Below are 23,165 nucleotides of genomic sequence, written 5' to 3'. Positions count from 1 at the left end.
GCGGACATCCCCGCGCACGACACCGTGATCGAATTTCCCAAGCGCATGACGCAGTTCTTCCCGGAGGTGAACGGTGGCGGCGGCCCCCACGCTTGAGGTCCTGCTGCGGACCTGCACCCGCTCGGCGCTCCACCTTGAGATGCGCGACGGCTACATGCGCGACGACCCGTTGCTCCTCCGGTGGCTCAGCGGGCACCGGGACGATCCGGCGGACCGTACCTCATGGTGGAGTCCCTGGTTGCAGCTGATCGAGGAGACCACCAGCCGCGGGGTCGACGTACGACGAGCCCGCGTCGTCTCCGAACCGGCGAGCGAGTACATCCGCTTCGAGCACGAGATCACGTTCCGGAACATCGCCTCCGGCGAGCAGGTCAGATGGCTCCCCCGCCGGCAGGCGACCGATCTGGCCCTCCCGGGCAACGACTTCTGGCTCATCGACGGGCGAACTCTCGTAGTCCACCACTTCAGCGGCGAAGGTGACGTCGTGGATCACGAAGTCACCACGGCACCCGGGACCGTAATGCTCTGCGCCTCGGCGTTCGAGGCCGTCTGGGATCGTGCAGTGCCGCACGAGGACTTCCGACTGACCTGACCTGTGTCCGCGTCATCCAGTCTCGCAGGGCGGCGCCGGTGCGGGCGGTCCTGCGCGCACCCGCGCAGGACCGCCCCACGGCCACCGAACTCGCCCTCGCGCTGGCGAAACCGTGAAGCTCCGGTAGCTCCGGGAGCTCACGGCCGATGGTGCCTGCGCCGTCCAACGGATCGACATGAACGGCGACCTTGCCCGGCTCCCTTGATGGTCAACTGCCGTCCGCATCTCCGTGCGGGCGATCCCACTCCTACGAAAGGCATGCGGTGATCCCGCCGGTCGGGGCCGGTCCGCCGACAGTCCCCGACCCAGCTACGCACCCGACTCGCCTACGGCATCGCCGTCTTCCAGATGCCGCGCCCGTGCGTGGCGACATACACCGACGTGCCGTCCGGGCTCGGTGAGAGGTACACCGCCGCGGCCGTGGGCAGGTTGCCGTTCGCCGCCGCGTCGGCGGCGCCGAGGCGCTTCCAGTGGCCGAGGCCGTCCGTCTTCACGTCGTCCGTGAACACGCCCAGGTCCGTGGCGACCATCAGCGTCCCGTCCGGGGCGAACAGCACGCGGTTGGCGGAGGCGTCCACCAGCTGGTCGGCGGCGCCGTCCGCGCCGCTCACGTCCTGCCAGGTGGCGCCGCCGTCCTTCGTCCGCCACAGGTGGCCGTAGCCGGCGCCCGGGCCGACGTTCCAGTGCCGGGAGAAGCCGGACACCGCCGCGTACACCGTCGCTCCGGTCGGGTCGGACGGGTCGATCGCGAGGTCCTGGATGTAGCGCACCGGGAAGTCCGCAGGGAGCGCAAGCTGGTGCCAGCTGCCGCCGTAGTTGGTCATGATGCCGCGCCCGAACCCGGCGCCCGGGTTGCAGTCGCCGCACCAGGCCGCCCAGATCACGTGGTTCCCGGCGACGTACTTCTGCGACGTGATCGCGGTGATCGAGTGCCCGGCGCCCGAGTCGGCGAGCTTCTGCCAGTCGGCGCCCGACGTGCTCTGCCAGGTCTTGGTGTTGGCGTACACGTACTGGCCGCCGGCGACCCAGTAGCCGGGGTCCTTGGTGTCCGCCCCGAACGGCGCGATGAACCGCGCGTTCGGGTCTGCCGGGTCGATCGAGGTGATCGCCGACGGGGTGCCGTCGTCGTTCGCCGTGTAGCCGCAGTTGTTGGTGACGGACATCGCGAGGTTGGTGTACTCCCCCACCGTCTGGCAGCCGTTGGCCGGGTTGACCAGCTGGTCGCCGCCGTCGCCGCCGAAGGGCGCGGCCATCTCGCCCCTCGGGTTGAGCTGTTGGGTCACCGCGCCGGTCGTGCCCGGGTAGGTGTAGGTGTACGTCGAGCCCTTCGGCACCAGCACCGAGGCGCCGTTGTCCTGCAGGCCGCCCCACACCGCCTCGCCGCCGCCCGGCAGCGTGCCGGCGCCGACCGAGTAGTACTGCAGCGTGCGCAGCGTGCCGCTCTCGTTGAGGTTGCGCCAGCCGGGCGCGGTCTGGGTGGTGGGCCGGGCGTACACGCCGCCGTCGTTGCCCGCGTACACCTCCGGGGCGCGGCCGGGCCAGGTGGAGAAGGCCAGGGCGTGCTGGTCGGAGTGCATCACGTTGCCGTCGCAGGTGTTCTGCGCGGCGACGTAGCTGAAGCAGTCCAGCCCGAGGTTCCAGTACCGGCCGACGGTCGTCCAGGTGGTGCCGCCGTTCCGGGTCTCGTACAGCTCCTCCAGGCCCAGGTAGAGGTGGTTCGGGTCGGCCGGGTCGACGGCCAGCGACTGGTCGTACCAGGACTGCACGCCGGGCTGGTAGCCCGGGCCCATCACGGTGAGCTTCATCGCCGAGCCGCTGTTGGCCAGCTTGCTGCTGTCCGCGATCTGGTTGAACGGGCCGTTGATGTCGCCGCTGTTGCTGACGTAGACGCCGCCGAGCAGGGTCTGCGGGGCCTTCGCACCCGGGTTCTTGTTGTACAGCGCGGGCGACTCGACGACCGCGTACAGCTTGCTGCCGTCGGCGGAGTACGCGAAGGTCGTGTTGCCGATGTCGCCCGGGTTGATCCCGCCCTGCGGGTTGGCGGTGCGCCAGGTGGTGCCGGCGTCGTCGGAGCAGTAGAAGCCGTTGTACGTCGCGCCGCCGCGCCAGGCGACGTTCGCCACCAGCCGCTTGCCGCCCGAACCCGGCTGCACCACCAGGTCGTTGACGATGTCCGCGTAGGAGGCGCCGGTGCCGCAGGCCACCGCGCCGATGCCGACGCCCGCGCAGGGGGCGAGCACCTTCTGCCACGGGGCCGCCCGGGTGGCGCCCAGCGCCCGGCGGTACACGCCGTGGGAGGTCGCGGCGAAGGCGTAGCCCGCCTCGGGGTCGAAGCGCAGCGTGTGGATCGAGCTGTTGTCGAGTTCGCCGCCGCCCAGCGCGTCGGCCTGGCTGAACGCGTTCCGGCTCGGGTCGGCCAGGCGGTAGACGCCGGTGCCGAGGTAGTTGTCGAAGGCGGTGGTGGCTTCGCCGGTGCCGAGCCAGAGCGCGCCGTCGGGGGCGACGGCGAGCGAGCCGACGGCCAACGAGGGCAGGTGGTCGGCGATCGGCGTCCAGGTCGCGCCGTCGTCGGTGGAGCGGAACACGCCGCCGTCCGCGCCGCCCGCGTACACCACCCCGGGGTGGGTCGGGTCGGTGGCGAGTGCGGCGATCCGGCCGGTGTTGAAGCCGCCGCCCGCGCCGCCGTTGGACGCGACGTGGTCCCGGTAGTGCGCCGCGTCGCCGTTGTACGGCTGCGTGGTGACCTCGGTGAACGACGCCTGCCGTACGGGCATGCCGAGCACGTGCTGCCAGGCCGCTCGGTACGCGCCCGCGGTCACGGTGCCGCCGGGCGAGACCCGGGGGTCGTTGAACTGGTCGATGGATTCCATCAGTTCGCCGGCGTCCTCACCGGCTTCGCGGTGCTCGGTGCTGGTACCGCCCGTGCCGGTCGTGGCGGCGACGGTGCCGCCCCACGCGGTGGCGGTGCCGGCCGACACGATCAGTGCGGCGGAAAGCAGCGCGGCGCGGGTTCTGCCGCGGCGCGCTCCGGAAGGGGAGCCCATGGATTCTCCGGTCCGTCGGGGGGATCCGCCTCCGCCGGTTGCGGAGACGGCAACAGGAGATGGAGCGGGCGGACTTTATCCCGATCGGGCGAGTCGTCAACAGCCCTTGGATTCGGGCGATTTGGACCTTCTTACCGAGCTTTTGACCGGCCGGATTCACTGAATGGAGAAGCGGCGGAGAAAGCCCCGAACTCCTTTGTCGAACCTTTGCCTCGACCCTCTTCCCAGCAGCCCTCGTCCCTGCATGGACATGCCTTTTCCCGGCTCCGGGCCGGGGCACCGCCGCACGCCCGCCCGAACCCGGACCACCGGTGCCCACCACTGCCGCGAGAGCCTCAACAGCCCAGGCCACAGCGGTTCTTGCGCCGCTCCCGCCGCGCCATCGGACCGCCTACGCTCGACCGCATGAACCGCACGGACCCGATAAACCCCGCGGACCCGATGTACCCCGTGAACCGCATGAACCGCACGATCCGTACCACCGAGGACGTCCTCGTCCTCCTCGACCGCCTCTTCCCTCCCGCCGAGCCCTTCTGGGACCGCTTCTACGCGGACCGGTCCGCCGACCGCCCGTTCTTCACCCCCGAGCCGGACGAGAACCTGGTCTCCTACCTCGACCGCGGCCTGCTCGCCCCCGCCCCCGACCGCACGGGCGCCGCCGGACCGCTCCGCGCCCTCGACGTCGGCTGCGGGCCCGGCCGGAACGCCGTCCACCTCGCCGCCCGCGGCTACGAGGTCGACGCCGTCGACCTCTCCTCCGCCGCCGTCGCCTGGGCCGAGGAGCGCGCCCGCGAGGCGGGCGCCGGTGCCGGGCTGCGCTTCCACCGGGCGAGCGCCTTCGAGGCCGAGCTCCCGCACGCCCGGTACGACCTGGTCTACGACTCCGGCTGCCTGCACCACCTCCCGCCGCACCGCCGGGTCAGCTACCTCGCCCTCCTGGACCGCGTCCTCGCGCCGGGCGGGCACTTCGCCCTCACCGCGTTCGCGGCCGGCTCGATGGGGTCCGAGCGGCCCGACGAGGAGCTGTACCGGCTCGGGACGCTGGAGGGCGGCCTGGCCTACTCACCGGACGAACTCCGGTCGCTGTTCCGCGATCTCACCCCGCTGGAGGTCCGCCCGATGACCGCCCAGGGGCCCGGTTCCGGGCTCTTCGGCGTCCCGTTCCTCCTCACGGCACTCTTCCGGCGGCCGGCCGGTCCCCGACCGGCCGCAGCCGGCCCGCTCAGCGGCCGCCGCACGCTCCAGAATTCCCCCGCACCCCACCCATAGCTCCCGCCGCGCCCGCACACATGTTCCCCACCAGCACCGTGCAACCGTCCGAGCCGCTCGAGCGTCCGTCGGAATCCCGCTTTGCTCCCGGCGGTCGCTTGGCATAGGTTTCGACCGCCATCGACGCAGCACCGGCGCTGACCGCCCCTCAGACCCGAGGAGGGCGGCGCTGCCAGGAGCCGGACGGCAGTACGTCAACGGGGGAGGAACAGCCATGCCGAGTGCCCGCGACCACGGGTCGCCCGGGCGGCGGGGGCGGACGGGCGGTGCCGCGCATCCGCGGCCTGCGGCCGACGCGCGCCCGACCCCGATCCACGCCACCGGACACTTGAGGAATCGTCAGTTGCGCAGCACCCGACCGGTCTCCACCACCGCCGTCACCGCCGCGGCCCTCGTCTGCCTCGGCGTCCTCAGCGCCTGCGGACCGGACAACAGCGGTCAGGACGGCGTCAAGCCCGCCACCCCGACTCCGTCCGCCACCCCCGCCGCCCCGGCCGGGACCGGCACCCCCGGCACGGGTGCCTCCAAGCCGGCCGGCAGCGGCGGCGCCGACGCCGCCAAGGGCATCCCGGCCAAGGCCTGGATGGACACCAAGAGCATCCCGATGGACGAGACCTACCACTACGCGCCGCTGGCGGCCAACGCCAAGCCGCAGACCGGTCCGGTCCAGTTCAAGGGCATGGAGCTGTGCCACGCCCCGGTCGCCAAGGACGACGAGCCGATGTTCACCGGCACCGCCTCCGCGAAGGCCTCGGTCGGCTTCGGCGGCGACCGCTGGACGGCCCAGCAAACCCTGCTCTTCGTCGGCGACCCGACCCACAGCAGCGGCACCAAGCAGCTGACCAACGCGGCCGACGGGCACCTGACGGACGCGCTCAAGGACTGCGCCAAGACCGCACCCGGCGCCACCGTGAAGGTCAACAGCGCCGCGGACGCGCCGTACTTCGCCGCCGTCCTGACCATCCCGCAGGCCGACGGCACCACCGCCACCCTGCACGAGTACGTGGTCACCGACGGCGGGGCGGTCAGCGAGCTGTCCGTCTGGGCGACCACCAAGGCGGGCGCCCAGCCGAAGGACGCCTGGAAGGCCCCCGAGGACAGGTACGTCGGCACCGGCATGACCGCGCCGATGTGCGAGGCCCTGCCGGGCTGCGACGGGCGCTGACGCCCGGCGGCGCTCCGCGCGAGCGCCCGCACCACCCCCCATAGACGGCCGTCCGGTCCGTCCGGCACAGGGGACCGGACGGACCGGACGGCTTCTTCGCGTTCTCCACGCCCGCGCGGCGAACCGGCTCCACCGCGTCAGGGCTTCTCCGAGCCGCGGACTACCTCACAGCCCCAGCACGCCGAGCGCCGTGGTCCAGTTGCTCGCGATCGCGCTTCTGGCGTCGTCCAGGCCCACCCGGCCGGCGCACACCGCGTTCTTGAGCTTGGTCTCGACGGAGTCCTTGCTCGTGGCCGGCTGGCTGCCGTAGCGCGGCTCGGGCCACAGGTTGGCCGGGTCGCGCGGGGCGCCGCCGAGCTCCAGCGGGACGAGGTGGTCCTCCTCGTAGTCGGCCGTGCTGGTGTCCGCGTAGCCGTACGCGGCGATCTGCTGCACCTTCAGCGCGTTGGTGTAGCTGGTCGACGGACGGACGGTGGCGGTCCAGCCGGAGACGCAGATGGTCTGGCCGATGGTGTCCTGGGTGACGTCCGGGTTGTACGCACCGGGGGTGCAGTACGGGTCGGGCAGCGGCAGGTACGCCTGCGAACAACTCGCGGTGAGCGTAGCGGACTTCACGGTGGCGGCGGTCGCCGGGGCGGTGCCGGCGGCGAGCCCGCCGGCGGCGAGGGCGGCAGCCGCGGCAACGACGGTCAGACGCTGACGGAGCATCATGGGGAAGTTCTCCAGGGGGCGGCCCGACCTGTCGCCGGGCGACTGTGCTCATGACAGCACCGTGCGGGCGACGACCGTCAGTCCCGGGACGTGAACGCCCGGTGCCCGGCCCTTCACAACCCGGCGGAGCCGCCCTACCGGCCCTGAGCGGACCCGGCAGGCGGCCACGACACGAGCCGATCAGCCCCGGAGCACCGCCAGTTCGACCTCCCGGCCGGGCCCCTCGCCCGGCACGGGCAGCACCACGCCGGAGCGTTCGAACCCGGCCTTGACGTACAGCGCCTCGGCGCGGGCGTTGTCCTCGTGGACGAACAGCCGCACGCGCCGGATCCGGGGTTCGGCGAGCGACCAGGACCACTCCCGGGCGGCCCGGAGCAGGTCGACCGCGAGCCCGGTGCCGCGCGCCTCGGGCCGGACGTAGACCCCGACGATGTGGGTCTGCTCGACCTCGACGACATCGCCCTCCAGGGCGCCGGGCCCGCCGGGCCGCTCGACCAGCACGCTCACCGTGCCGAGCCAGCGTCCGTCCGCGTCCTCGCCGACGAACTGCGCCACGGCGGAGCCCGCGGCGGCCCCCGTCGTGCGGTCCTGCCAGAACTCGTCGGGCTTGGCGGCCGCCTGCTCGTACGTCTCGAGGAAGGCGATGGCGGCGACCGGGTCCCGCAGTGCGTCCAGCCGGATCTCCCTGACCCGCGCCCAGTCCTCGTGCCGTACACGTCTGATGATGGTGCTCATCGCGTGATGATTTCATCGGAGCCGACAGCCCCGGCAACCCGGATTCCGCTCCTGCCGCAGGACGACGGCCGCCGGCCAGAACGGCCGCCCGACCACCGGCCCACCCGCCCCGGACCGCCCGGTCAGACCGCGGCGCCCCGCCCCTCCTCCAGCAGCCGCGCCAGCAGCGCCGCCGGCCCTTCCGGCAGGCTCCCGTGCACCAGCTCGGTGCGGTACACCAGCCGAGGCTCGTCGATCGGCGCGCACGCGACGCCGGGCGCCCCCGCCGTCACCGACGCGGGCAGCAGCGTGAGGCCGTGCCCGGCGGCGACGAGCGCGAGCAGCCCGTGCAGGTCGGTGCCCTGGTAGCGGGTCGCGGGCCGGAAGCCGTCGACGCCCGCGGCGGCGCGCAGCCGGGCCACCGACGGGGTGAGGTCGGGGGCGTCCAGCCAGCGGGCGGCGGTGAGGTCGGCGAGTGCGACGCCGCTGCGGCCCGCCAGCGGGTGGCCGAGGGGCAGCGCGACGACGACCGGCCGCTCGTCCACCGCGACGGTGCGCAGCGGGCCGACGTCGGGCAGCGGCAGCGGGTCGCTGGGCGCGGCCAGACCGTCCATCAGGGCGAGGTCGACCTCGCCGGTGGCGACCTGGGCGGGCAGCACGTCCTGGGCGAGCACCCGGACCACCGGCTCCACCCGCGGGTACGCCCGGCGCACCTCGCCGAGCGCGCGCCCCAGCGTCGCCCCGAACGCCAGCGGAGTGGCGCCGAGGACGAGCCGGGCGCTCGCGGCACCGGCCAGGCGCGCCACGTCGGCGCGCGCCGCCTCCAGCCGGACCAGCAGGGGAACGGCGTGCTCCAGCAGCCGCCGCCCGGCCTCGGTCGGGCCGACCGGGCGGCGGACCAGCAGGGCGGTCTCGAGGTCCGCCTCCAGTGCGGCTATCTGCTGCGAGATCGCGGACTGGGTGAAGCCGAGCTCCCGCGCCGCGTCCGAGAAGGAGCCGAGGCGGGAGACGGTGACGAAGGTGCGCAACTGCTGGGGATCCACGGCGGTCATCAACCGATCTGATCGGAGCGTAAGAAATCATCGTTGGCGCTGATCTCGGGTGCGGGGTCAGGATAGCCGCATGACCTATCTGACCCCGCGGGTCGCCCTGGTCGGCGACCGCTCCCCTGCCGTTCGCTCGCACACCCGCGTCCCCGGCCTGCTCGACGCCCTCGCCGAGCGCGACCAGCTCGTCCTGGACGCCTACTGGATCCCGACCGAGGCCGCCGGGGCACCCGGCGCCCTGGACGGCTTCGACGCGGTCTGGCTGCTCCCCGGCAGCCCGTACCGCAGCGAGGCGGGCGCCCTGGCCGCCGTCCGGACCGCCCGCGAGCGCGGAATCCCCTTCCTCGGCACCTGCGCCGGGTTCCACCACGCGGTGCTGGAGTACGCCCGCAACGTCTGCGGCCTGCCCGACGCCGTCCACGGCGAGTCGGCCCCCGACGGGGAGCAGCAGGTGATCGCCCCGCTGAGCTGCTCGCTGGTGGGCCACGAGGGCGCCGTCGCGGTCACCCCGGGCACCCTCGCCGAGCGCGTCCTCGGCACCACCCGCACCCTGGAGCGCTACCACTGCGCGTACGGCCTCAACGCCGCCTACCTGGACCGGCTGCGCTCCCACGGCCTGCGGTTCAGCGGCGCGGACGAGTCGGGCGAAGTGCGGATCCTGGAGCTGTCGGACCAGGACCACCCGTTCTTCCTCGCCTCGCTGTTCCAGCCCGAGCTGTCCGGCGACGGCACCCGGGCGCACGCCATGATCCGCGCGCTCGCCGCCGCCGCCGTCGCCCACGCCGACTCGTCCGCACTGGCACCCGCCGCCTGACCGCGCCGCACACCGGAGAGCGGCGCGGGTCGGCACACCGGCGGCGGGTGCGGCCTCACATCGGCAGCGACCGCAGCCGGACCGGCCCCTCCGGCCACCCGGCTCCCACCGCCAGCGGCGCCCACATGGTGCGCAGCGGCATCACCGCCAGCCGCCCCTCGGGCTGCTCCACCGTCACCTCCCGCGTCACCTCCCGGAAGTCGAGCCCGCGGTAGAACGCGGCCAGCGGCGGACGGCAGAACAGCAGCGCGTACCGGTGCCCGAGCGTGCGCGCGTGGTCCAGGGCGGCCCCGACCACGGCGCGCGCGAGGCCACCACCGCGCCGGTCGGGGGCGACGCAGACCCCGCCGACGCCCATCACCGCCAGGTCGACGCCGCCCGCGGTGAGCGTCAGCGGCCGCAGCCCGGCGTGCGCGACGAGCCGCCCGTCGGCGGCCCGGACCCCGAAGTGGATCTCCTTGGGCAGGAAGGTCAGCCCGGTGTACGCGACCCCGTACGGGTCCTCCCCGGTGCCGAGGACCTCCTGCTGCTCCGCGAGGCCGTACTGCGCCAGCCGTTCGACGACCGGCAGCCCGGCGACCGTGTGCGGCTCGGGCGAGCGGGGCCCGGCCGGGTGCGGCACCGGCGGAAAACGATCATTCATTCCGCCATGCTCTCCCGACCGGGCGGCCCGGCGACAGCCCCTTCCCGGCCACTCGGTCCGACAGCCGTCCCGGCCGCGACCCCGGTGTGGATCCGACTTCCCGCTCCCGTATGCGGCGGGGTCAGGGGGCGACCGCGCGCGCCGCCAGCTCCGTCCAGACCTCGTCCACCCGGGCCGACAGCTCCGCCAGCCCCCCGCCGTTGTCGATCACCAGGTCCGCGATCGCCAGCCGGTCCGCCCGCGCGGCCTGCGCGTCCATCCGGGCGCGGGCCTCCGCCTCGGCCATCCCGCGCAGCCGCACCAGCCGGTCCAGCCGCACCTCGTCGGCCGCGTCGACCACCACGACCAGGTCGAACAGCGGCGCCAGCCCGTTCTCGGCCAGCAGCGGCACGTCGTGCACCACGACCGCGTCCGGCGCGGCGGCCGCCTCCAGTTCGGCGGAGCGGGCCCGCACCAGGGGGTGGACGATCGCGTTCAGCGCCTTCAACCGCTCCGGGTCGGCGAACACGACCGCCCCGAGGGCCGGGCGGTCCAGCGTGCCGTCCTCGCGCAGCACCTGTGGGCCGAACTCGGCGACCACGGCCGCCAGACCGTCCGTCCCGGGGGCGACCACCTCGCGGGCGATCACGTCGGAGTCCACGATCACCGCGCCGTGCGCGGCGAACAGCCGGGACACCTCGCTCTTGCCCGCGCCGATGCCGCCCGTCAGTCCGATCTTCAGCATGGCGCCAGGCTACCGGCGCACCCCGGGCCCGTCAGCACCGGCCGGGCGCCGCTCGACACCGGTCAGCCGAGCTCCAGGCCCTCCCCGTCCCCGAGGACCACCAGCTCCGCGCCCGTGCCCGGCCCGTCCGGCCCGACCATCCGGCTGTGCACGGCGAACCCGACCGGGCTGAGCACCGCCTCGTGGACGGGCACCGCCCGGCGCGGCCCCGCCTCCCGGACGTAGTCGACCACCTCGGAGACCTTGCTCCACGGTGCCGCGAGCGGCAGCAGCAGGGTGTCCACGGCGTGCGGAGGCACGGTGAACGCGTCACCGGGGTGGAAGAGCCGACCGTCGAAGAGGAAGCCGATGTTCCGCACCCGCGGAATGTCCGGGTGGATCACCTCGTGCCACTCGCCGTGCACCGAGACGCCGAGCCCGCCGGGCCCGCCGAGCTCGAAGGCGTCACCCTCGCCGACCACCGACACCCGCTGCGCGACGCCCTCCAGCTGGGCGGCGACGGCGGTGTTGGTCCACACCCGCAGCGCCGGATCGGCCTCCAGCGCGGCGCGCAGCCGGGACTCCTCGAAGTGGTCCATGTGCTCGTGGGTGATCAGGACGGCGTCCGCCCCGGCCAGGGCGGCGGGGTCGGTGAACATCCCGGGGTCGACGACGACGGTGGTGCCGCCGTGCTCGATGCGTACGCAGGCGTGTCCGAACTTGGTGATCCTCATACCGCCAAACAGTACAGCAAGACTGCACAGTTTTGCTGTACAGATTCCCGGTAAGCTTGTCCTGTGAACAACCCGGCCTCCCCCGCGAACGACCCGGCCTCCCCCGGGAACGACCCGGCGCCCGAAACCCTGGAACTGGCCGCCGACCTGCGCGCCGCACTCGGCGGCCTGGCCCGCGCCCTGCGCTCCGGCGACGAGCTGCCGCAGAACCAGGCCGCCGTGCTCGGCCTGCTGGTCCGCGACGAGCGCCTGTGCACCGTCGCCGAACTCGCCGAGCTCCAGCGGGTGCGGCACCAGTCGATGGCCCGCACCGTCGCCCTGATGACCGAGGCCGGGCTGGTCACCCTGCAGCCCCACCCCACCGACGGGCGCAAGCAGCTGGTCACCGCCACCGAGGCCGGGCGCGCCGCGCTCATGGCGCAGCGCGCCCGCCGCGAGACCGTGATCGCGGCCGCCATCGAGGCCCGCCTCACCCCCGCCGAGCAGGCGCAGCTGCGCGCCGCGGTCGCCCTACTGGAGCGTCTGCGCTGAGCCCAGCAGCTCCGGCCGGGGAGCGGGGATCGCCGCCGCGCCGATCTCCGGCAGCTCGACGTGCTCGCTCAGCCCGAACCGCTGGTGCAGTCGCCGCAGCGGCGCGGGCGCCCACCAGTTGAACTCGCCGAACAGGCTCATCGCGGCGGGCACCAGCAGGCAGCGCACCAGGGTGGCGTCGACCGCGACGGCGACGGCGAGCGCGATGCCCATCTGCTTGACCATCAGCATGTCCCCGAGCGCGAACCCGGCGAAGACGATCACCATCAGCAGCGCCGCCGAGGTGATGATCCGACCGCTGCGCTGGACGCCCAGCTCCACCGCCTCGGTACAGCTGTACCCGCGCGAGTGCAGCTCCTTGATCCGGGCGAGCAGGAACACCTCGTAGTCCATCGACAACCCGAAGGCGAAGGCGAAGACCAGCACCGGGATGAAGGTCTCCAGCCCGCCGGTCGGGCTGAATCCGAGCAGCCCGCTGAACCACCCGTCCTGGAACACCAGGGTGAGCGCGCCGAGCGAGGCGCCCAGCGAGAGCAGGTTCATCAGCAGCGCCTTGACCGGCATCACCACCGAGCCGGTCATCAGGAACAGCAGCACCAGCGTGCCCGCCGCGACCAGCCCGAGCGCCCACGGGCCGCGCGAGAGCAGTTCGTCCTGGAAGTCGACCACCGAGGCCGCGCCGCCGGTGACGTAGGTCTTCAGCCCGCCCCGGTCCGCCCGCAGCTCCTTGACCACGTCCTTGGCCTGCCCGCCCTGCGGGTCCCCGTGCACCAGCACGTCGATGGTGGAGACCCCGTCGTTCACCGGGCTCACCGCCCGTACCCCGCTCACCCCGGGCAGCTTGGCCACCACGTCGTCCGCGTAGGCCTGCGCCACCGCCGCACCGCCCTCGACGACCACCGTGATCGGCGCGGCCGAGGCCTGCGGGAAGCGCTGGTCGACGGTCTCGGCGACCTGCCGCCCGGCCGAGGAGGCGGGCAGTACGGCGGCGCCCGAGTTGCGCATCTCGGCGTGCAGGAACGGCGCGCCGGCGGCGATCAGCAGCGCGGTGCAGGCGAGCGCGACGAGCACCGCCCGCTTGCGGACCCGGCGGACGGTCCGGCTGAAGAACCCCTCGTCCGGTACCGGCGCGGTGGGCGTCTTGATCCGCGACCCGGCGAAGCCGAGCAGCGCGGGGACCAGGGTCAGCGCGGCGGCGACGGCGATCACCACCACGCTCACCCCGGCGGCGGCCACCGCCCCCAGCACCGGGCTGGTGAAGACGAACAGGCCCGACAGCGCGACGGCCACGGTCAGCCCGGAGAAGGCCACGGTGCGCCCGGCGGTCGCCGCGGTGCGCTCGACGGCGGCGGCGATGCCCGCGCCGTGGCCGCGTTCCTCGCGGAAACGATTCACCATGAGCAGCGCGTAGTCGATCGAGAGTCCGAGCCCCAGCACGGTGGCGATCGGCAGCACGCTGGTGTCGATGTCCATGATCTGGCTGAACCCGAACATGGCCAGCAGCGCGCCGCCCACCGAGGCGACCGCCCCGATCACCGGCAGCGAGGCCGCCGCGAGGCCGCCGAAGACCAGCACCATCACGACCAGGGTGAGCGGCAACGTCACCATCTCGCCGAAGCGGGTGTCCCGCTCGGTCTGCTTCTTGACCTCCTGCTGCAGCACCAGGTCCCCGCCGACGGTGACGTGCGCACCGCCCGTGCCGTCCAGCGCGGCGAGCCGCGTGGTGACGGCGTCGGTCTGGGCGGAGGTGGCGGTGTCGGCCATCCGTACGGTGACCAGGCTCGCCGTGCCGTCGGCGGAGCGCAGCGCGGCCGGCGCCGGGCCGGTGCCGTACGCGTCGAGAGCGGAGGAGACCCCGGGCAGGCCGGTGATCTCGGTGGTGGCCTTCTCGACGGCGGCCTTGACCGCCGGATCGTCCACCGGCCTGCCGTCCACCACGGCGGTGACGGTGCCCTTGGCCGGGTCGGCGGCGGCGACCACCGCGCTTCCCCGGTCGGCCTCGGCACTGGCGGAGGAGGCGCCGGCCACCGAGCCTTCGAAGACCCGGCCGCCGATCAGGACGCCGACGACCAGGACGACGGCCCAGAAGCCGAGCACCCAGCGGCGGTGGCGGAAGCAGAACCGGCCGAGGGCCGCGAGTCGGCCGCCGACCACGGCGGTGGGGGCAGCGGAGGAGGGGTTGCGCATAAAGGAGCCTTTCGGGCAGCTCCATTCAATGTAGGCGCAACCCGAACTTCGACCTATAGACGGGCAATGAGCCCCATCTCACACTTTCCTTCACATAAGGAACACATCAGTTGTAGAACGCACGGGTCACCGGATAAGTCAGTGCGGAAAACCAAATGGGCCCCACCCGGAAATTCCGGGTGGGGCCCATTTGCTAGCTATCGGCTAGCGGGAAGCGAGAGCCTCAGCTCTGGCCGCCGGCCAGCTTCTCGCGCAGGGCGGCCAGGGCCTCGTCGGAGGCCAGGGCGCCGGAGCCCTCGTCGCTGCTGGACGAGTAGGAGCCACCGGCGGCAGCGGCGACGGCGTCGCCACCCTCCTCGGCAGCCTGGGCGTCGGCCTCGCGGCTCTTGATGACCTGGGCCTGGTGCTGCTCGAAGCGGGCCTGCGCCTCGGCGTACTGGCGCTCCCACTCCTCGCGCTGCTTCTCGAAGCCGGGCAGCCAGTCGTTCGCCTCGGGGTCGAAGCCCTCCGGGTAGATGTAGTTGCCCTGGTCGTCGTACGAGGCGGCCATGCCGTACAGGGTCGGGTCGAACTCGACCTCGGCCGGGTTGGCACCCAGGGCCTCGTTGGCCTGCTTGAGCGACAGGCTGATGCGACGACGCTCGAGGTCGATGTCGATGACCTTGACGAAGATCTCGTCGCCGACCTGGACGACCTGCTCCGGGATCTCGACGTGGCGCTCGGCCAGCTCGGAGATGTGGACCAGACCCTCGATGCCCTCGTCCACGCGGACGAACGCACCGAACGGAACCAGCTTGGTGACCTTACCCGGAACGACCTGGCCGATCTGGTGGGTACGGGCGAACTGCTGCCACGGGTCCTCCTGGGTCGCCTTCAGCGACAGGGAGACACGCTCGCGGTCCATGTCGACGTCGAGAACCTCGACGGTGACCTCCTGGCCGACCTCGACAACCTCGGACGGGTGGTCGATGTGCTTCCAGGACAGCTCGGAGACGTGCACCAGGCCGTCGACGCCACCCAGGTCCACGAAGGCACCGAAGTTGACGATCGAGGAGACGACGCCGGAGCGCACCTGGCCCTTCTGCAGGGTGGTGAGGAAGGTCTGGCGGACCTCGCTCTGGGTCTGCTCCAGCCAGGCACGGCGGGACAGGACCACGTTGTTGCGGTTCTTGTCCAGCTCGATGATCTTGGCCTCGAGCTCCTTGCCCACGTAGGGCTGGAGGTCGCGGACGCGACGCATCTCGACCAGCGAGGCGGGGAGGAAGCCGCGGAGGCCGATGTCGAGGATGAGACCACCCTTGACGACCTCGATGACGGTACCGGTGACGATGCCGTCCTCTTCCTTGATCTTCTCGATCGTGCCCCAGGCACGCTCGTACTGAGCGCGCTTCTTGGACAGGATGAGACGACCCTCCTTGTCCTCCTTCTGGAGAACCAGGGCCTCGATGTTGTCACCGACGGCGACGACCTCGTGCGGGTCAACGTCGTGCTTGATCGAGAGCTCGCGGGACGGGATGACGCCCTCGGTCTTGTAACCGATGTCGAGGAGGACCTCGTCACGGTCGACCTTCACGATGACGCCCTCGACGATGTCGCCATCGTTGAAGTACTTGATGGTCTCGTCGATGGCGGCGAGGAAGGCCTCCGCGTCGCCGATGTCGTTGACCGCGACCTGCGGGGTGGTGCTGAGGGAGGAGTCGGTGGGGCTCGTCATTAGGAAAAGGGCTCCGGTACGGACATGAAAGTCGTAGGTAATGCCACGCGGAGGGCCCGTATCGCTCCCACCGAAAGCCGGACAGCCAAGAACACGGCGCACCGGCGATCCCGTCGACAACGAGAACCGGCGTCCGTCTTGCGACCGTGGGGTCTTCGACAGATGCGAGCGCGACCTGCTCCGTCCGAGGCGCGCAGGCCCGCAGCGCAACTTGTAGCATACGGGGACGGCCAGGCACGGTCAACGCCAGACGAGGCAAGACGGTGGAGCCTGGTACGGATCAGGCCATATCCTCCGATTGCGCGCCTCTCGGCGGCGCCCGCAGGAGCCCTTTCCCCGGATGCCACCGCCAGGACCCGGACCCCTCGCGGGGCCGGTTCGCGGCAGCGGCGCTTCCGCATTCCATACCCTACGCGATGGGCATTGTCACCGTGGCCACCACCCCCCAGTCCGACCTTCACGATCTTGACACGTCCGCCGATCCGGCTGCCGGCGTGTCCGCTGCGGAGGAGGCCGACCAGTCCGGCGCGGGGGGCGACGACGACGCGGTGCGGCGCGCGGCCGGCACCGGGGAGAGCAGCCGGGCCAGCCGGCACTGGTGGGACCGCAACGCCGACGAGTACCAGGACGAGCACGGCGAGTTCCTCGGCGACGACCGCTTCACCTGGTGCCCCGAGGGCCTGGACGAGGCCGACGCCCGCCTGCTCGGCGAGGTCGCGGGCAAGGACGTGCTGGAGATCGGCGCCGGCGCCGCCCAGTGCTCGCGCTGGCTGGCCGGGCGCGGCGCCCGCCCCGTCGCCCTGGACATCTCCTACCGCCAGCTCCAGCACTCCCGCCGGATCGACCTCGGCCGGGGCACCGCGCCCGTCGCGGTCGTCCAGGCCGACGCCGCCGTCCTGCCCTTCGCCGACGGCTCCTTCGACCTCGCCTGCTCCGCCTACGGCGCCGTCCCGTTCAGCGCCGACACCACCGCCCTGATGCGCGAGGTGCACCGGGTGCTGCGGCCCGGCGGGCGCTGGGTGTTCTCGGTGACCCACCCGATCCGCTGGGCCTTCCCGGACGAGCCGGGCGTCGAGGGCCTCACCGCGATGTCCTCCTACTTCGACCGCACCCCGTACGTCGAGCAGGACGAGCAGGGCCGCGCCACCTACGTCGAGCACCACCGCACCCTCGGCGACCGGGTCCGCGAGCTGGTCGGCGCGGGCTTCCGGCTGGTGGACCTGGTCGAGCCCGAGTGGCCGGCCTCCCTCGAACAGGAGTGGGGCGGCTGGTCCCCGCTGCGCGGCCGGCTGATCCCGGGCACCGCGATCTTCGTCACCGAGCGGGGCTGAGCCACTCCGTGAACCCGGCCTGGCGCGACCTGCCCGTCCGCACCGCCCTGCCCGCACTGCACGACGCGCTGGACGGGCAGGGCACCGCCGTCCTCGCCGCGCCACCCGGCACGGGCAAGACGACGCTCGTACCGCTCGCCCTGGCCGGGCTGCTCGATCCCGAGCGTCCGGTACGCCGGGTGCTCGTCGCCGAACCGCGCCGCCTCGCCGTCCGGGCCGCCGCCCGGCGGATGGCCTGGCTCCTCGGCGAGTCGGTGGGCGGCCGGGTCGGCTACACCGTGCGCGGGGAGCGCCGCGTCGGACCGGAGACGGTGGTCGAGGTGGTCACCACCGGCGTGCTGCTGCAGCGCCTCCAGCGCGACCAGGAGCTGCCCGGAGTGGACGTGGTCGTGCTGGACGAGTGCCACGAACGGCACCTGGACGCCGACACCGCGCTCGCCTTCCTGCTGGACGTCCGGGCGGCGCTGCGGCCCGAACTCGGGCTGGTCTGCGCCTCGGCGACCTCCGACACCGAGGCCTGGGCCGAACTGCTCGGCGGCGCACCGGTGGTGGAGGCCCACGGGGTTTCCCACCCGGTGGACGTGGTCTGGGCACCGCCACCGCGCGCCGTCCGCCCCGCGCACGGCACCCGGGTCGACCGGGCGCTGCTCGACCATGTCGCCGCGACCGTGCGGCGGGCCCTGGACGAACGCGACGGGGACGTGCTCTGCTTCCTGCCCGGCGTCGGCGAGATCGCCCGGGTGGCCGGGCAGTTGGGCTCCGTCGCCGCCGAGGTCCTGCAACTGCACGGCCGCGCCCCGCAGTCCGTCCAGGACGCCGCGCTCGCGCCCTCCGACCGGCGACGCGTCGTCCTCTCCACCGCCGTCGCCGAGTCCTCGCTCACCGTGCCCGGCGTACGGGTCGTGGTCGACGCCGGACTCGCCCGCGAACCCCGTACGGACCACGCCCGCGGCCTCGCCGCCCTCGTCACCGTCCGTGCCTCGCTCGCCGCCGCCCGCCAGCGCGCCGGACGAGCCGGGCGCGAAGCCCCCGGCACCGTCTACCGCTGCTGGCACGAGGCCGAGGACGCCCGCGCCGCCCGGTTCCCCACCCCCGAGATCGCCCTCGCCGACCTGACGTCGTTCGCCCTCCAGGCCGCCTGCTGGGGCGACCCGGACGCCACCGGGCTCGCCCTGCCCGACCGGCCCCCGGCGGGGGCGATGGCCGCGGCCCGCCAGACCCTGCTCGCCCTCGGGGCCGTTTCCGCCGACGGCCGGGCGACGAAGCGCGGCGTCCGGCTCGCCCGCACCGGGCTGCACCCGCGGCTGGGCCGGGCCCTGGTCGACGGCGCGGCGGCGGTCGGCGCGCGGCGGGCGGCCGAGGTGGTCGCGCTGCTGTCCGAAGAGCCGCCACGGGCGCTGGGCGACGACCTCGGCGCGGTGTGGCGGACGGTCCGCTTCTCCGGAGACCCCTACGCGGCCCGCTGGCGCGACGAAGTCCGCCGGTTGCAACGCGCCACCTCCGACGAACCCGCCACCGACCTCCCCGACGCAACCGCCGCCGGCCTCGTCGTCGCCCTCGCCTTCCCGGAGCGGATCGCCCGCGCGCGGGTGGAGCGGCCCGCCCCCGGCGAGCGCAGCCCGTACCTCATGGCCTCCGGGACGGCTGCCGAACTCGCCCCCGACACCCGGCTCGGCGCCCTGCCCTGGCTCGCCGTCGCAGTCGCCGACCGCCCGGCGGGGTCGCACTCCGCCCGTATCCTGCACGCTGCGGCCCTCGACGAGGACACCGCCCGCCAGGCCGGCGCACCCCTCCTCACTGCGCGCGAGGAGGTCCACTGGGACACCCGGCGAGGTGAGGTCGTCTCCCGCCAGGTCGAGTCGCTGGGTGCCATCGAACTCGCCGAGAAACCCCTCAATCGCCCCGACCCCTTGCTCGTCCGGGCCGCTCTCCTCGAAGGCCTGGCCCGCGAGGGCGTGAGTACCCTCTTCACGTTCCCGTCCAACCTGCGCGAACGCCTCACCTTCCTGCACACGGCGATCGGCGCCCCCTGGCCCGACGTCAGCGACGAGGCACTGCTCGACCGCGCCGAGGAGTGGCTGGAACCCGAGCTCTCCCGCGCCCGCCGCCGCGCCGACCTCGCACGGATCGATACGACGGCCGCACTGCAGCGCCTTTTGCCCTGGGCGAGTGGACAGGCCGGCCGCCTGGACGAGTTGGCCCCCGAACGCATCACCGTGCCATCCGGCTCGAAGATACGGGTCGACTACAGCACCGAACGCCCAGTGCTGGCCGTCAAGTTGCAGGAACTCTTCGGCTGGAAAGCGGCTCCCACGCTGGCCGGCGGACGAGTACCGCTCACCGTCCAGCTGCTGTCCCCTGCCGGCCGCCCCGCCGCCATCACCGGCGACCTGGAGGGATTCTGGCGCAACGGCTACCACGCCGTCCGAGCGGACCTCAGAGGCCGCTACCCCCGCCACCCCTGGCCGGAGGACCCGACCACAGCCGAGCCCACGAAGCGCACCAACGCCAGGAAGTAGCAGGAGCCGAACAGCGAACGGTGGCTCGTGCTGTGACCGCTCAACACCGCAGCCTGACCAACTGCGAACCGCAGCTCCCGAGCGCCGAAGGGGGCAAGTTCAGGAGGCAGACGGCTCGATCTCCCCCGCAAAGACGATGACCTGGTCGATGAGGCTCCGCCGCAGATGGACGACGTCCGTTCCCGCCAGGCGGGGGCCTCCGTCCGGCGTGGTGAAGACCCACTGGTACCGGGCCCACTCGTCAGGCATGTCCACCGCTGAGCAGCGCTTCATCGTGCCGGTCCCCGCCGGGTGGCGCCGGATGTCCAGCACGAACCGCTCGACCGCCGCGATTCCTTCGCTGCGGCCCAACGGTCCCCAGAAGACCACGTCTGAGGTCAGGGCCTGGGAGAGCAGGGCGGTCACATAGCTGTCGTCCGAAGCGTTGAACGCGGAGATGAACGTGTCGATCGCGGAGCGTGCGGTCTCTTCCTGCATACCCCAGTAATACCAGCCGTTTCGCGCGCGGTCGTCCCGCGAGCCGCCTTCCGATCACGGTGAACCATCCCGGTCACAGCACTAGCGCACCACGGGGAACGCCCCGGAGCGCCAGTCGGCCAGCCGCTTGCGGATGTTCGACACCATCGGTAGCCCGTCCGTTTCGGCCGGGGTGAACCACGCCACCTCGTGGGACTCGTCGGACACCCGCAGCTCCCCGCCGAGCGGGCGCCCGAGGAGGCAGATGGAGAACTCCTGGCGGACCTCGCCGTCGTCGTAGGCGAACACGTGGCGGGGGTCGGTGTAGGTGCCGACGATCCCGGTGATCTCGATATCGATACCGGTCTCCTCGCGCGTCTCGCGGATACCGCACCCGGCGAGCGACTCACCGATGTCCATCGTGCCGCCGGGCAGCGCCCACATCCCGTTGTCGGTACGCCGCTGGAGGAGGACGCGGCCCGCATCGTCGACCACGACCACGGACGCGGCCGGGACGAGGGAGTTGACCTCGGGAGCGTCCGGGTCGTCCTCGTAGTCACGCCTGGCCAAGATCCGCCACCTCCGTCACACGTCACCGAACTCGCCGGAGCGGACAGCAGCCACGAATGACTGCCAGGCGGCTGCCGGGAAGGCGAGCGCGGGCCCCTCCGGGTCCTTGGAGTCACGCACGGGAACAGTGCCGGGCACGCTCCTGGAGACCTCGACGCACTGCCCGCCATTGCTGCTGTAGCTGGACTTGAACCAGTCGAGGGTCATAGTTGCCTCCGTAGCTCGCGGATCATCGCCACCGAGTCCGCCTGTGAAAGGGCATGCGTTTGCAGCTGATAGTAGGCCGCCAACTCGGCCGTCACCGCGCTGGCATCCCGCTCCAAACGCCCTTGGTGTGCGCTCTCCGCGTAGGAGATCAGCGATCGGTCCGGCAACGTCAGAATCGACACCGGAAGATCGAAGGCCCTGTCCTCCCCGAGGTGGTATGGGGCAAGCTGGAGCCGCACGGTGGGCTCGCCGGCGAATTCAATGAGGCGGTCGAGCTGGGCCGCCATCACCGCATCTCCGCCGACGGTCCGACGAATGCAACTCTCATCCATGACCACGTGCACCAAGGGCGGCGACTCCCGGCGCATGACGACCTGACGGTTCAAGAGAACACGCACTCGCTCGTCCGCTTGGTCCTGCGTAATGCTTCTCCGACGCACGGCGCCCGCCGCGATGGCGGTTGCGTACTCCCTCGCCCGCCGCACCGGCGAACCCCTGCCCTCCGCCCGCGCGGTCTGCCTCGCCCTCGGCATCCCCCACTCCGAAGCCACCCACCGCCTCGCCGAATGCCACGACGCCCTCCTCGCCGACCCCCGCCCCGGCTCCCGCCCGAACTCCGAGGCCGACACCGGCGAACTCCTCGAAGCCCTCGGCGTCTTCGACGTCCCCCAGCCCCTCGACGCCACCGGCCGGGCCGTCGTCGACCTCTTCCTCGTCGCCATCGAGGCCATGGGCGGCATCCGCCCCGGACACCGGCACGGCCTCAGCCGCTGGTTCACCACCGGCAACCTGACCGCCGCCTACCTCTCCCTCGCCGCCGCCCGCCCCCTGCCCCGCACCGGCGACCCCGCCCGTTACTGGACCGCCCTCACCACCGCCGGCGAACTCCTCACCACCACCCCCACCCCCGACACCCGCATCAAACTCGCCCTCGCCCACTGCCGCACCCACGCCACCAAAGCCACCCGCCCCTGACCGTGCACAGGAAGTCGACCCACCGACTTCCCGCACCCTGAACGACTCTGCGCAGCAGCCGAGTTGCCAGAAATGACCGAATACCGATACAAGGAGGACACATGTCGAAGACACCCACACCGTGGGGCATCGGCAGGATGAGGCCCTACACGGCCACTGCCACGCTCCCGGCGTTCACGCCCCTGATCGACCCCGAGACGCAGATCTCCGTCAGCGGGGCGGTCACCCTCACCGGGATCACCGATCGGCGCGGCTCGGCAGTGTGGGAAGCGACCGGTGCCGTCAAGACGGGGTTCACCCGCACCGGAATGGCTGACGGATTCGTGCACTACGCAAACCGGTCGGCCCCGACCCGATCGACGCTACCGAACGCATTCCGAGAACACCGGAGCCCGGGGCGAGCCGTCGCGCCGGGCTCCCGCCATGGTTGCGCGTCAGTGCTCGCCGGCACGCCATCGGGGACACCTGTGCGCCGCCGCGAGCCCACCACCGGTCACGCCGGCGCCCGGAAGCAGTCGACTCCTTTACTCACCAGCCGGGCGGCACACTGCCGCGCCCCTGGACTTGGCGGGCCCCGGAAACACCCGCGTTCGGGCCCGCCATGACTCGCAACCGCGGGGCGGACTCAGGCGGTCAGGGCCACGATGATGCTCCAGTCGGGGCTCAGGCCGCCCTCGGCGAGTTCGGTGAAGATGCCTGTGGTGTCGATCCGGCCGGTGGCGATGTCGCCGTTGCCGGCCCGGTAGAACAGGGCTTCCTCTCCGACCGGCATGATGCGGGTCCAGCCGGAGGACAGTCGGCCCTCGGCGAGTTCGGTGAAGATACCGTCGGTGTCGATCCGGCCGGTCGCGATCACCCCGCTGTCCGCGCGGTAGAACAACTCGGCGCCCAGGGTCTTGATGTGGGTCCACGCGGGGGAGAGCCTGCCCTCGGCGAGCTCTGTGAAGATCCCGTTCGTGTCCAGGTTCCCGGTGGCGATCACCCCGTTGTCCGCCCGGTAGAACAGCAGCACCCGGCCGACCGGCACGATGTGCGTCCAGCCCGAGGACAGCCGCCCCTCGGCCAGCTCGCTGAAGATCCCGTTGGTGTCGATCCGCCCCGTGGCGATCACCCCGTTGTCCGCCCGGTAGAACAACAGCTCCCGACCGACCGGCACGATGTGCGTCCAGCCCGAGGACAGCCGCCCCTCGGCCAGCTCGCTGAAGATCCCGTTGGTGTCGATCCGCCCCGTGGCGATCAC

At 72.7% G+C, this 23,165-nt stretch carries 23 protein-coding genes; 9 read left to right on the top strand and 14 right to left on the bottom strand.

Going from position 1 to position 23,165, the window contains the following annotated elements:
* The first annotated feature begins 73 nt into the window (after nucleotides 1–73).
* Entirely contained in the window at nucleotides 74–592 is a 519-nt protein-coding gene (locus ACZ3TI_RS15115; RefSeq protein ID WP_465726635.1) for a DUF6879 family protein, read from the top strand.
* A gap of 326 nt (nucleotides 593–918) precedes the next feature.
* Here the strand turns inward: ACZ3TI_RS15115 and ACZ3TI_RS15110 are convergent, their stop codons facing one another.
* Nucleotides 919–3,636, bottom strand: a complete 2,718-nt coding sequence (locus tag ACZ3TI_RS15110) for a WD40/YVTN/BNR-like repeat-containing protein (protein ID WP_465726634.1) — start codon at nucleotides 3,634–3,636, stop codon at nucleotides 919–921.
* 459 nt (nucleotides 3,637–4,095) lie between these two features.
* Between ACZ3TI_RS15110 and ACZ3TI_RS15105 the strand changes: the two genes are divergently transcribed.
* Both ACZ3TI_RS15105 and ACZ3TI_RS15100 read left to right on the top strand, forming a co-directional pair.
* Nucleotides 4,096–4,905, top strand: a complete 810-nt coding sequence (locus tag ACZ3TI_RS15105) for a class I SAM-dependent methyltransferase (RefSeq protein WP_465726633.1) — start codon at nucleotides 4,096–4,098, stop codon at nucleotides 4,903–4,905.
* A gap of 343 nt (nucleotides 4,906–5,248) precedes the next feature.
* Nucleotides 5,249–6,070, top strand: coding sequence for a hypothetical protein (locus tag ACZ3TI_RS15100; protein ID WP_465726632.1), 822 nt, complete (start codon nucleotides 5,249–5,251; stop codon nucleotides 6,068–6,070).
* A gap of 165 nt (nucleotides 6,071–6,235) precedes the next feature.
* On the opposite strand, the gene ACZ3TI_RS15095 is transcribed toward ACZ3TI_RS15100, so the two are convergent.
* From ACZ3TI_RS15095 to ACZ3TI_RS15085, 3 genes are all read right to left on the bottom strand, one after another.
* Nucleotides 6,236–6,781, bottom strand: coding sequence for a hypothetical protein (locus tag ACZ3TI_RS15095; protein ID WP_465726631.1), 546 nt, complete (start codon nucleotides 6,779–6,781; stop codon nucleotides 6,236–6,238).
* A 180-nt stretch (nucleotides 6,782–6,961) separates the two neighbouring features.
* Complete coding sequence (locus ACZ3TI_RS15090; RefSeq protein ID WP_465726630.1) at nucleotides 6,962–7,516, bottom strand: GNAT family N-acetyltransferase; 555 nt, start codon at nucleotides 7,514–7,516, stop codon at nucleotides 6,962–6,964.
* Between the two features lie 122 nt (nucleotides 7,517–7,638).
* The gene (locus tag ACZ3TI_RS15085) at nucleotides 7,639–8,547 is read right to left on the bottom strand and encodes a LysR family transcriptional regulator (RefSeq protein WP_465726629.1); all 909 of its coding nucleotides are present in this window, start codon (nucleotides 8,545–8,547) and stop codon (nucleotides 7,639–7,641) included.
* A gap of 70 nt (nucleotides 8,548–8,617) precedes the next feature.
* On the opposite strand from ACZ3TI_RS15085, the gene ACZ3TI_RS15080 reads away from it, so the two are divergent.
* The gene (locus tag ACZ3TI_RS15080; protein WP_465726628.1) at nucleotides 8,618–9,355 is read left to right on the top strand and encodes a CTP synthase C-terminal region-related (seleno)protein; all 738 of its coding nucleotides are present in this window, start codon (nucleotides 8,618–8,620) and stop codon (nucleotides 9,353–9,355) included.
* A 55-nt stretch (nucleotides 9,356–9,410) separates the two neighbouring features.
* Here ACZ3TI_RS15080 and ACZ3TI_RS15075 read toward each other — a convergent pair whose 3' ends face one another.
* The 3 genes from ACZ3TI_RS15075 to ACZ3TI_RS15065 all read right to left on the bottom strand — a co-directional run bounded on the left by ACZ3TI_RS15075 (nucleotide 9,411) and on the right by ACZ3TI_RS15065 (nucleotide 11,435).
* Nucleotides 9,411–9,998: a GNAT family N-acetyltransferase gene (locus ACZ3TI_RS15075; RefSeq protein ID WP_465726627.1), complete on the bottom strand. Its 588-nt coding sequence runs from the start codon at nucleotides 9,996–9,998 to the stop codon at nucleotides 9,411–9,413.
* Between the two features lie 121 nt (nucleotides 9,999–10,119).
* Nucleotides 10,120–10,722, bottom strand: coding sequence for a dephospho-CoA kinase (gene coaE, locus ACZ3TI_RS15070; protein WP_465726626.1), 603 nt, complete (start codon nucleotides 10,720–10,722; stop codon nucleotides 10,120–10,122).
* 62 nt (nucleotides 10,723–10,784) lie between these two features.
* Complete coding sequence (locus ACZ3TI_RS15065; protein ID WP_465726625.1) at nucleotides 10,785–11,435, bottom strand: MBL fold metallo-hydrolase; 651 nt, start codon at nucleotides 11,433–11,435, stop codon at nucleotides 10,785–10,787.
* Nucleotides 11,436–11,498: 63 nt separating this feature from the next.
* On the opposite strand from ACZ3TI_RS15065, the gene ACZ3TI_RS15060 reads away from it, so the two are divergent.
* Nucleotides 11,499–11,966: a MarR family winged helix-turn-helix transcriptional regulator gene (locus ACZ3TI_RS15060; protein WP_465726624.1), complete on the top strand. Its 468-nt coding sequence runs from the start codon at nucleotides 11,499–11,501 to the stop codon at nucleotides 11,964–11,966.
* On the opposite strand, the gene ACZ3TI_RS15055 is transcribed toward ACZ3TI_RS15060, so the two are convergent.
* On the bottom strand, nucleotides 11,946–14,153 hold the full coding sequence (locus ACZ3TI_RS15055; protein WP_465726623.1) for an MMPL family transporter: 2,208 nt from the start codon (nucleotides 14,151–14,153) through the stop codon (nucleotides 11,946–11,948). The two genes, ACZ3TI_RS15060 and ACZ3TI_RS15055, sit on opposite strands and share 21 nt — an antisense overlap.
* A 223-nt stretch (nucleotides 14,154–14,376) precedes the next feature.
* Nucleotides 14,377–15,867: a 30S ribosomal protein S1 gene (gene rpsA / locus ACZ3TI_RS15050; RefSeq protein WP_030061640.1), complete on the bottom strand. Its 1,491-nt coding sequence runs from the start codon at nucleotides 15,865–15,867 to the stop codon at nucleotides 14,377–14,379.
* Between the two features lie 416 nt (nucleotides 15,868–16,283).
* Between rpsA and ACZ3TI_RS15045 the strand changes: the two genes are divergently transcribed.
* Together ACZ3TI_RS15045 and hrpB are read left to right on the top strand one after the other, a co-directional pair.
* Nucleotides 16,284–17,198, top strand: coding sequence for a class I SAM-dependent methyltransferase (locus tag ACZ3TI_RS15045; RefSeq protein WP_465726622.1), 915 nt, complete (start codon nucleotides 16,284–16,286; stop codon nucleotides 17,196–17,198).
* Nucleotides 17,199–17,206: 8 nt separating this feature from the next.
* On the top strand, nucleotides 17,207–19,717 hold the full coding sequence (hrpB, locus tag ACZ3TI_RS15040) for an ATP-dependent helicase HrpB (protein ID WP_465726621.1): 2,511 nt from the start codon (nucleotides 17,207–17,209) through the stop codon (nucleotides 19,715–19,717).
* Nucleotides 19,718–19,816: 99 nt separating this feature from the next.
* On the opposite strand, the gene ACZ3TI_RS15035 is transcribed toward hrpB, so the two are convergent.
* The 4 genes from ACZ3TI_RS15035 to ACZ3TI_RS15020 all read right to left on the bottom strand — a co-directional run bounded on the left by ACZ3TI_RS15035 (nucleotide 19,817) and on the right by ACZ3TI_RS15020 (nucleotide 21,483).
* Nucleotides 19,817–20,194 (bottom strand): nuclear transport factor 2 family protein, encoded by a 378-nt coding sequence (locus tag ACZ3TI_RS15035; RefSeq protein WP_465726620.1) that lies wholly within the window; start codon nucleotides 20,192–20,194, stop codon nucleotides 19,817–19,819.
* Between the two features lie 81 nt (nucleotides 20,195–20,275).
* Nucleotides 20,276–20,743 carry an NUDIX domain-containing protein gene (locus ACZ3TI_RS15030; RefSeq protein WP_465726619.1) on the bottom strand — a complete coding sequence of 156 codons (468 nt, stop codon included), beginning with the start codon at nucleotides 20,741–20,743 and terminating at the stop codon, nucleotides 20,276–20,278.
* A gap of 15 nt (nucleotides 20,744–20,758) precedes the next feature.
* The gene (locus ACZ3TI_RS15025; RefSeq protein ID WP_465726618.1) at nucleotides 20,759–20,950 is read right to left on the bottom strand and encodes a DUF397 domain-containing protein; all 192 of its coding nucleotides are present in this window, start codon (nucleotides 20,948–20,950) and stop codon (nucleotides 20,759–20,761) included.
* The gene (locus tag ACZ3TI_RS15020; RefSeq protein ID WP_465726617.1) at nucleotides 20,947–21,483 is read right to left on the bottom strand and encodes a DUF5753 domain-containing protein; all 537 of its coding nucleotides are present in this window, start codon (nucleotides 21,481–21,483) and stop codon (nucleotides 20,947–20,949) included. Before ACZ3TI_RS15020 ends, ACZ3TI_RS15025 begins: the two co-directional genes overlap by 4 nt.
* Between ACZ3TI_RS15020 and ACZ3TI_RS15015 the strand changes: the two genes are divergently transcribed.
* Both ACZ3TI_RS15015 and tgmA read left to right on the top strand, forming a co-directional pair.
* Complete coding sequence (locus ACZ3TI_RS15015) at nucleotides 21,404–21,925, top strand: hypothetical protein (protein ID WP_465726616.1); 522 nt, start codon at nucleotides 21,404–21,406, stop codon at nucleotides 21,923–21,925. The two genes, ACZ3TI_RS15020 and ACZ3TI_RS15015, sit on opposite strands and share 80 nt — an antisense overlap.
* 101 nt (nucleotides 21,926–22,026) lie before the next feature.
* Entirely contained in the window at nucleotides 22,027–22,530 is a 504-nt protein-coding gene (tgmA, locus tag ACZ3TI_RS15010) for a putative ATP-grasp-modified RiPP (RefSeq protein ID WP_465726615.1), read from the top strand.
* A 20-nt stretch (nucleotides 22,531–22,550) separates the two neighbouring features.
* Here tgmA and ACZ3TI_RS15005 read toward each other — a convergent pair.
* A partial coding sequence (locus tag ACZ3TI_RS15005) for a hypothetical protein (RefSeq protein ID WP_465726614.1) occupies nucleotides 22,551–23,165 on the bottom strand: 615 nt, incomplete at its 5' end.

The organism is Kitasatospora sp. NPDC023120, assembly GCF_055560835.1.
The sequence above is the reverse complement of the archived record's forward strand: the minus strand, read 5'-3'. Positions and strand labels throughout refer to the sequence as shown.

Bases quoted from the DNA above. Each gene is read 5' to 3' on its own strand.
- ACZ3TI_RS15110 (WP_465726634.1), bottom strand. From the start codon at position 3,636: ATGGGCTCCCCTTCCGGAGCGCGCCGCGGCAGAACCCGCGCCGCGCTG.
- ACZ3TI_RS15105 (WP_465726633.1), top strand. From the start codon at position 4,096: ATGAACCGCACGATCCGTACCACCGAGGACGTCCTCGTCCTCCTCGAC.
- ACZ3TI_RS15095 (WP_465726631.1), bottom strand. From the start codon at position 6,781: ATGATGCTCCGTCAGCGTCTGACCGTCGTTGCCGCGGCTGCCGCCCTC.
- ACZ3TI_RS15090 (WP_465726630.1), bottom strand. From the start codon at position 7,516: ATGAGCACCATCATCAGACGTGTACGGCACGAGGACTGGGCGCGGGTC.
- ACZ3TI_RS15085 (WP_465726629.1), bottom strand. From the start codon at position 8,547: ATGACCGCCGTGGATCCCCAGCAGTTGCGCACCTTCGTCACCGTCTCC.
- ACZ3TI_RS15080 (WP_465726628.1), top strand. From the start codon at position 8,618: ATGACCTATCTGACCCCGCGGGTCGCCCTGGTCGGCGACCGCTCCCCT.
- ACZ3TI_RS15075 (WP_465726627.1), bottom strand. From the start codon at position 9,998: ATGAATGATCGTTTTCCGCCGGTGCCGCACCCGGCCGGGCCCCGCTCG.
- coaE (WP_465726626.1), bottom strand. From the start codon at position 10,722: ATGCTGAAGATCGGACTGACGGGCGGCATCGGCGCGGGCAAGAGCGAG.
- ACZ3TI_RS15065 (WP_465726625.1), bottom strand. From the start codon at position 11,435: ATGAGGATCACCAAGTTCGGACACGCCTGCGTACGCATCGAGCACGGC.
- ACZ3TI_RS15055 (WP_465726623.1), bottom strand. From the start codon at position 14,153: ATGCGCAACCCCTCCTCCGCTGCCCCCACCGCCGTGGTCGGCGGCCGA.
- rpsA (WP_030061640.1), bottom strand. From the start codon at position 15,867: ATGACGAGCCCCACCGACTCCTCCCTCAGCACCACCCCGCAGGTCGCG.
- ACZ3TI_RS15045 (WP_465726622.1), top strand. From the start codon at position 16,284: ATGGGCATTGTCACCGTGGCCACCACCCCCCAGTCCGACCTTCACGAT.
- ACZ3TI_RS15035 (WP_465726620.1), bottom strand. From the start codon at position 20,194: ATGCAGGAAGAGACCGCACGCTCCGCGATCGACACGTTCATCTCCGCG.
- ACZ3TI_RS15025 (WP_465726618.1), bottom strand. From the start codon at position 20,950: ATGACCCTCGACTGGTTCAAGTCCAGCTACAGCAGCAATGGCGGGCAG.
- ACZ3TI_RS15015 (WP_465726616.1), top strand. From the start codon at position 21,404: ATGGCGGTTGCGTACTCCCTCGCCCGCCGCACCGGCGAACCCCTGCCC.
- ACZ3TI_RS15020 (WP_465726617.1), bottom strand. From the start codon at position 21,483: ATGCCGAGGGCGAGGCAGACCGCGCGGGCGGAGGGCAGGGGTTCGCCG.
- tgmA (WP_465726615.1), top strand. From the start codon at position 22,027: ATGTCGAAGACACCCACACCGTGGGGCATCGGCAGGATGAGGCCCTAC.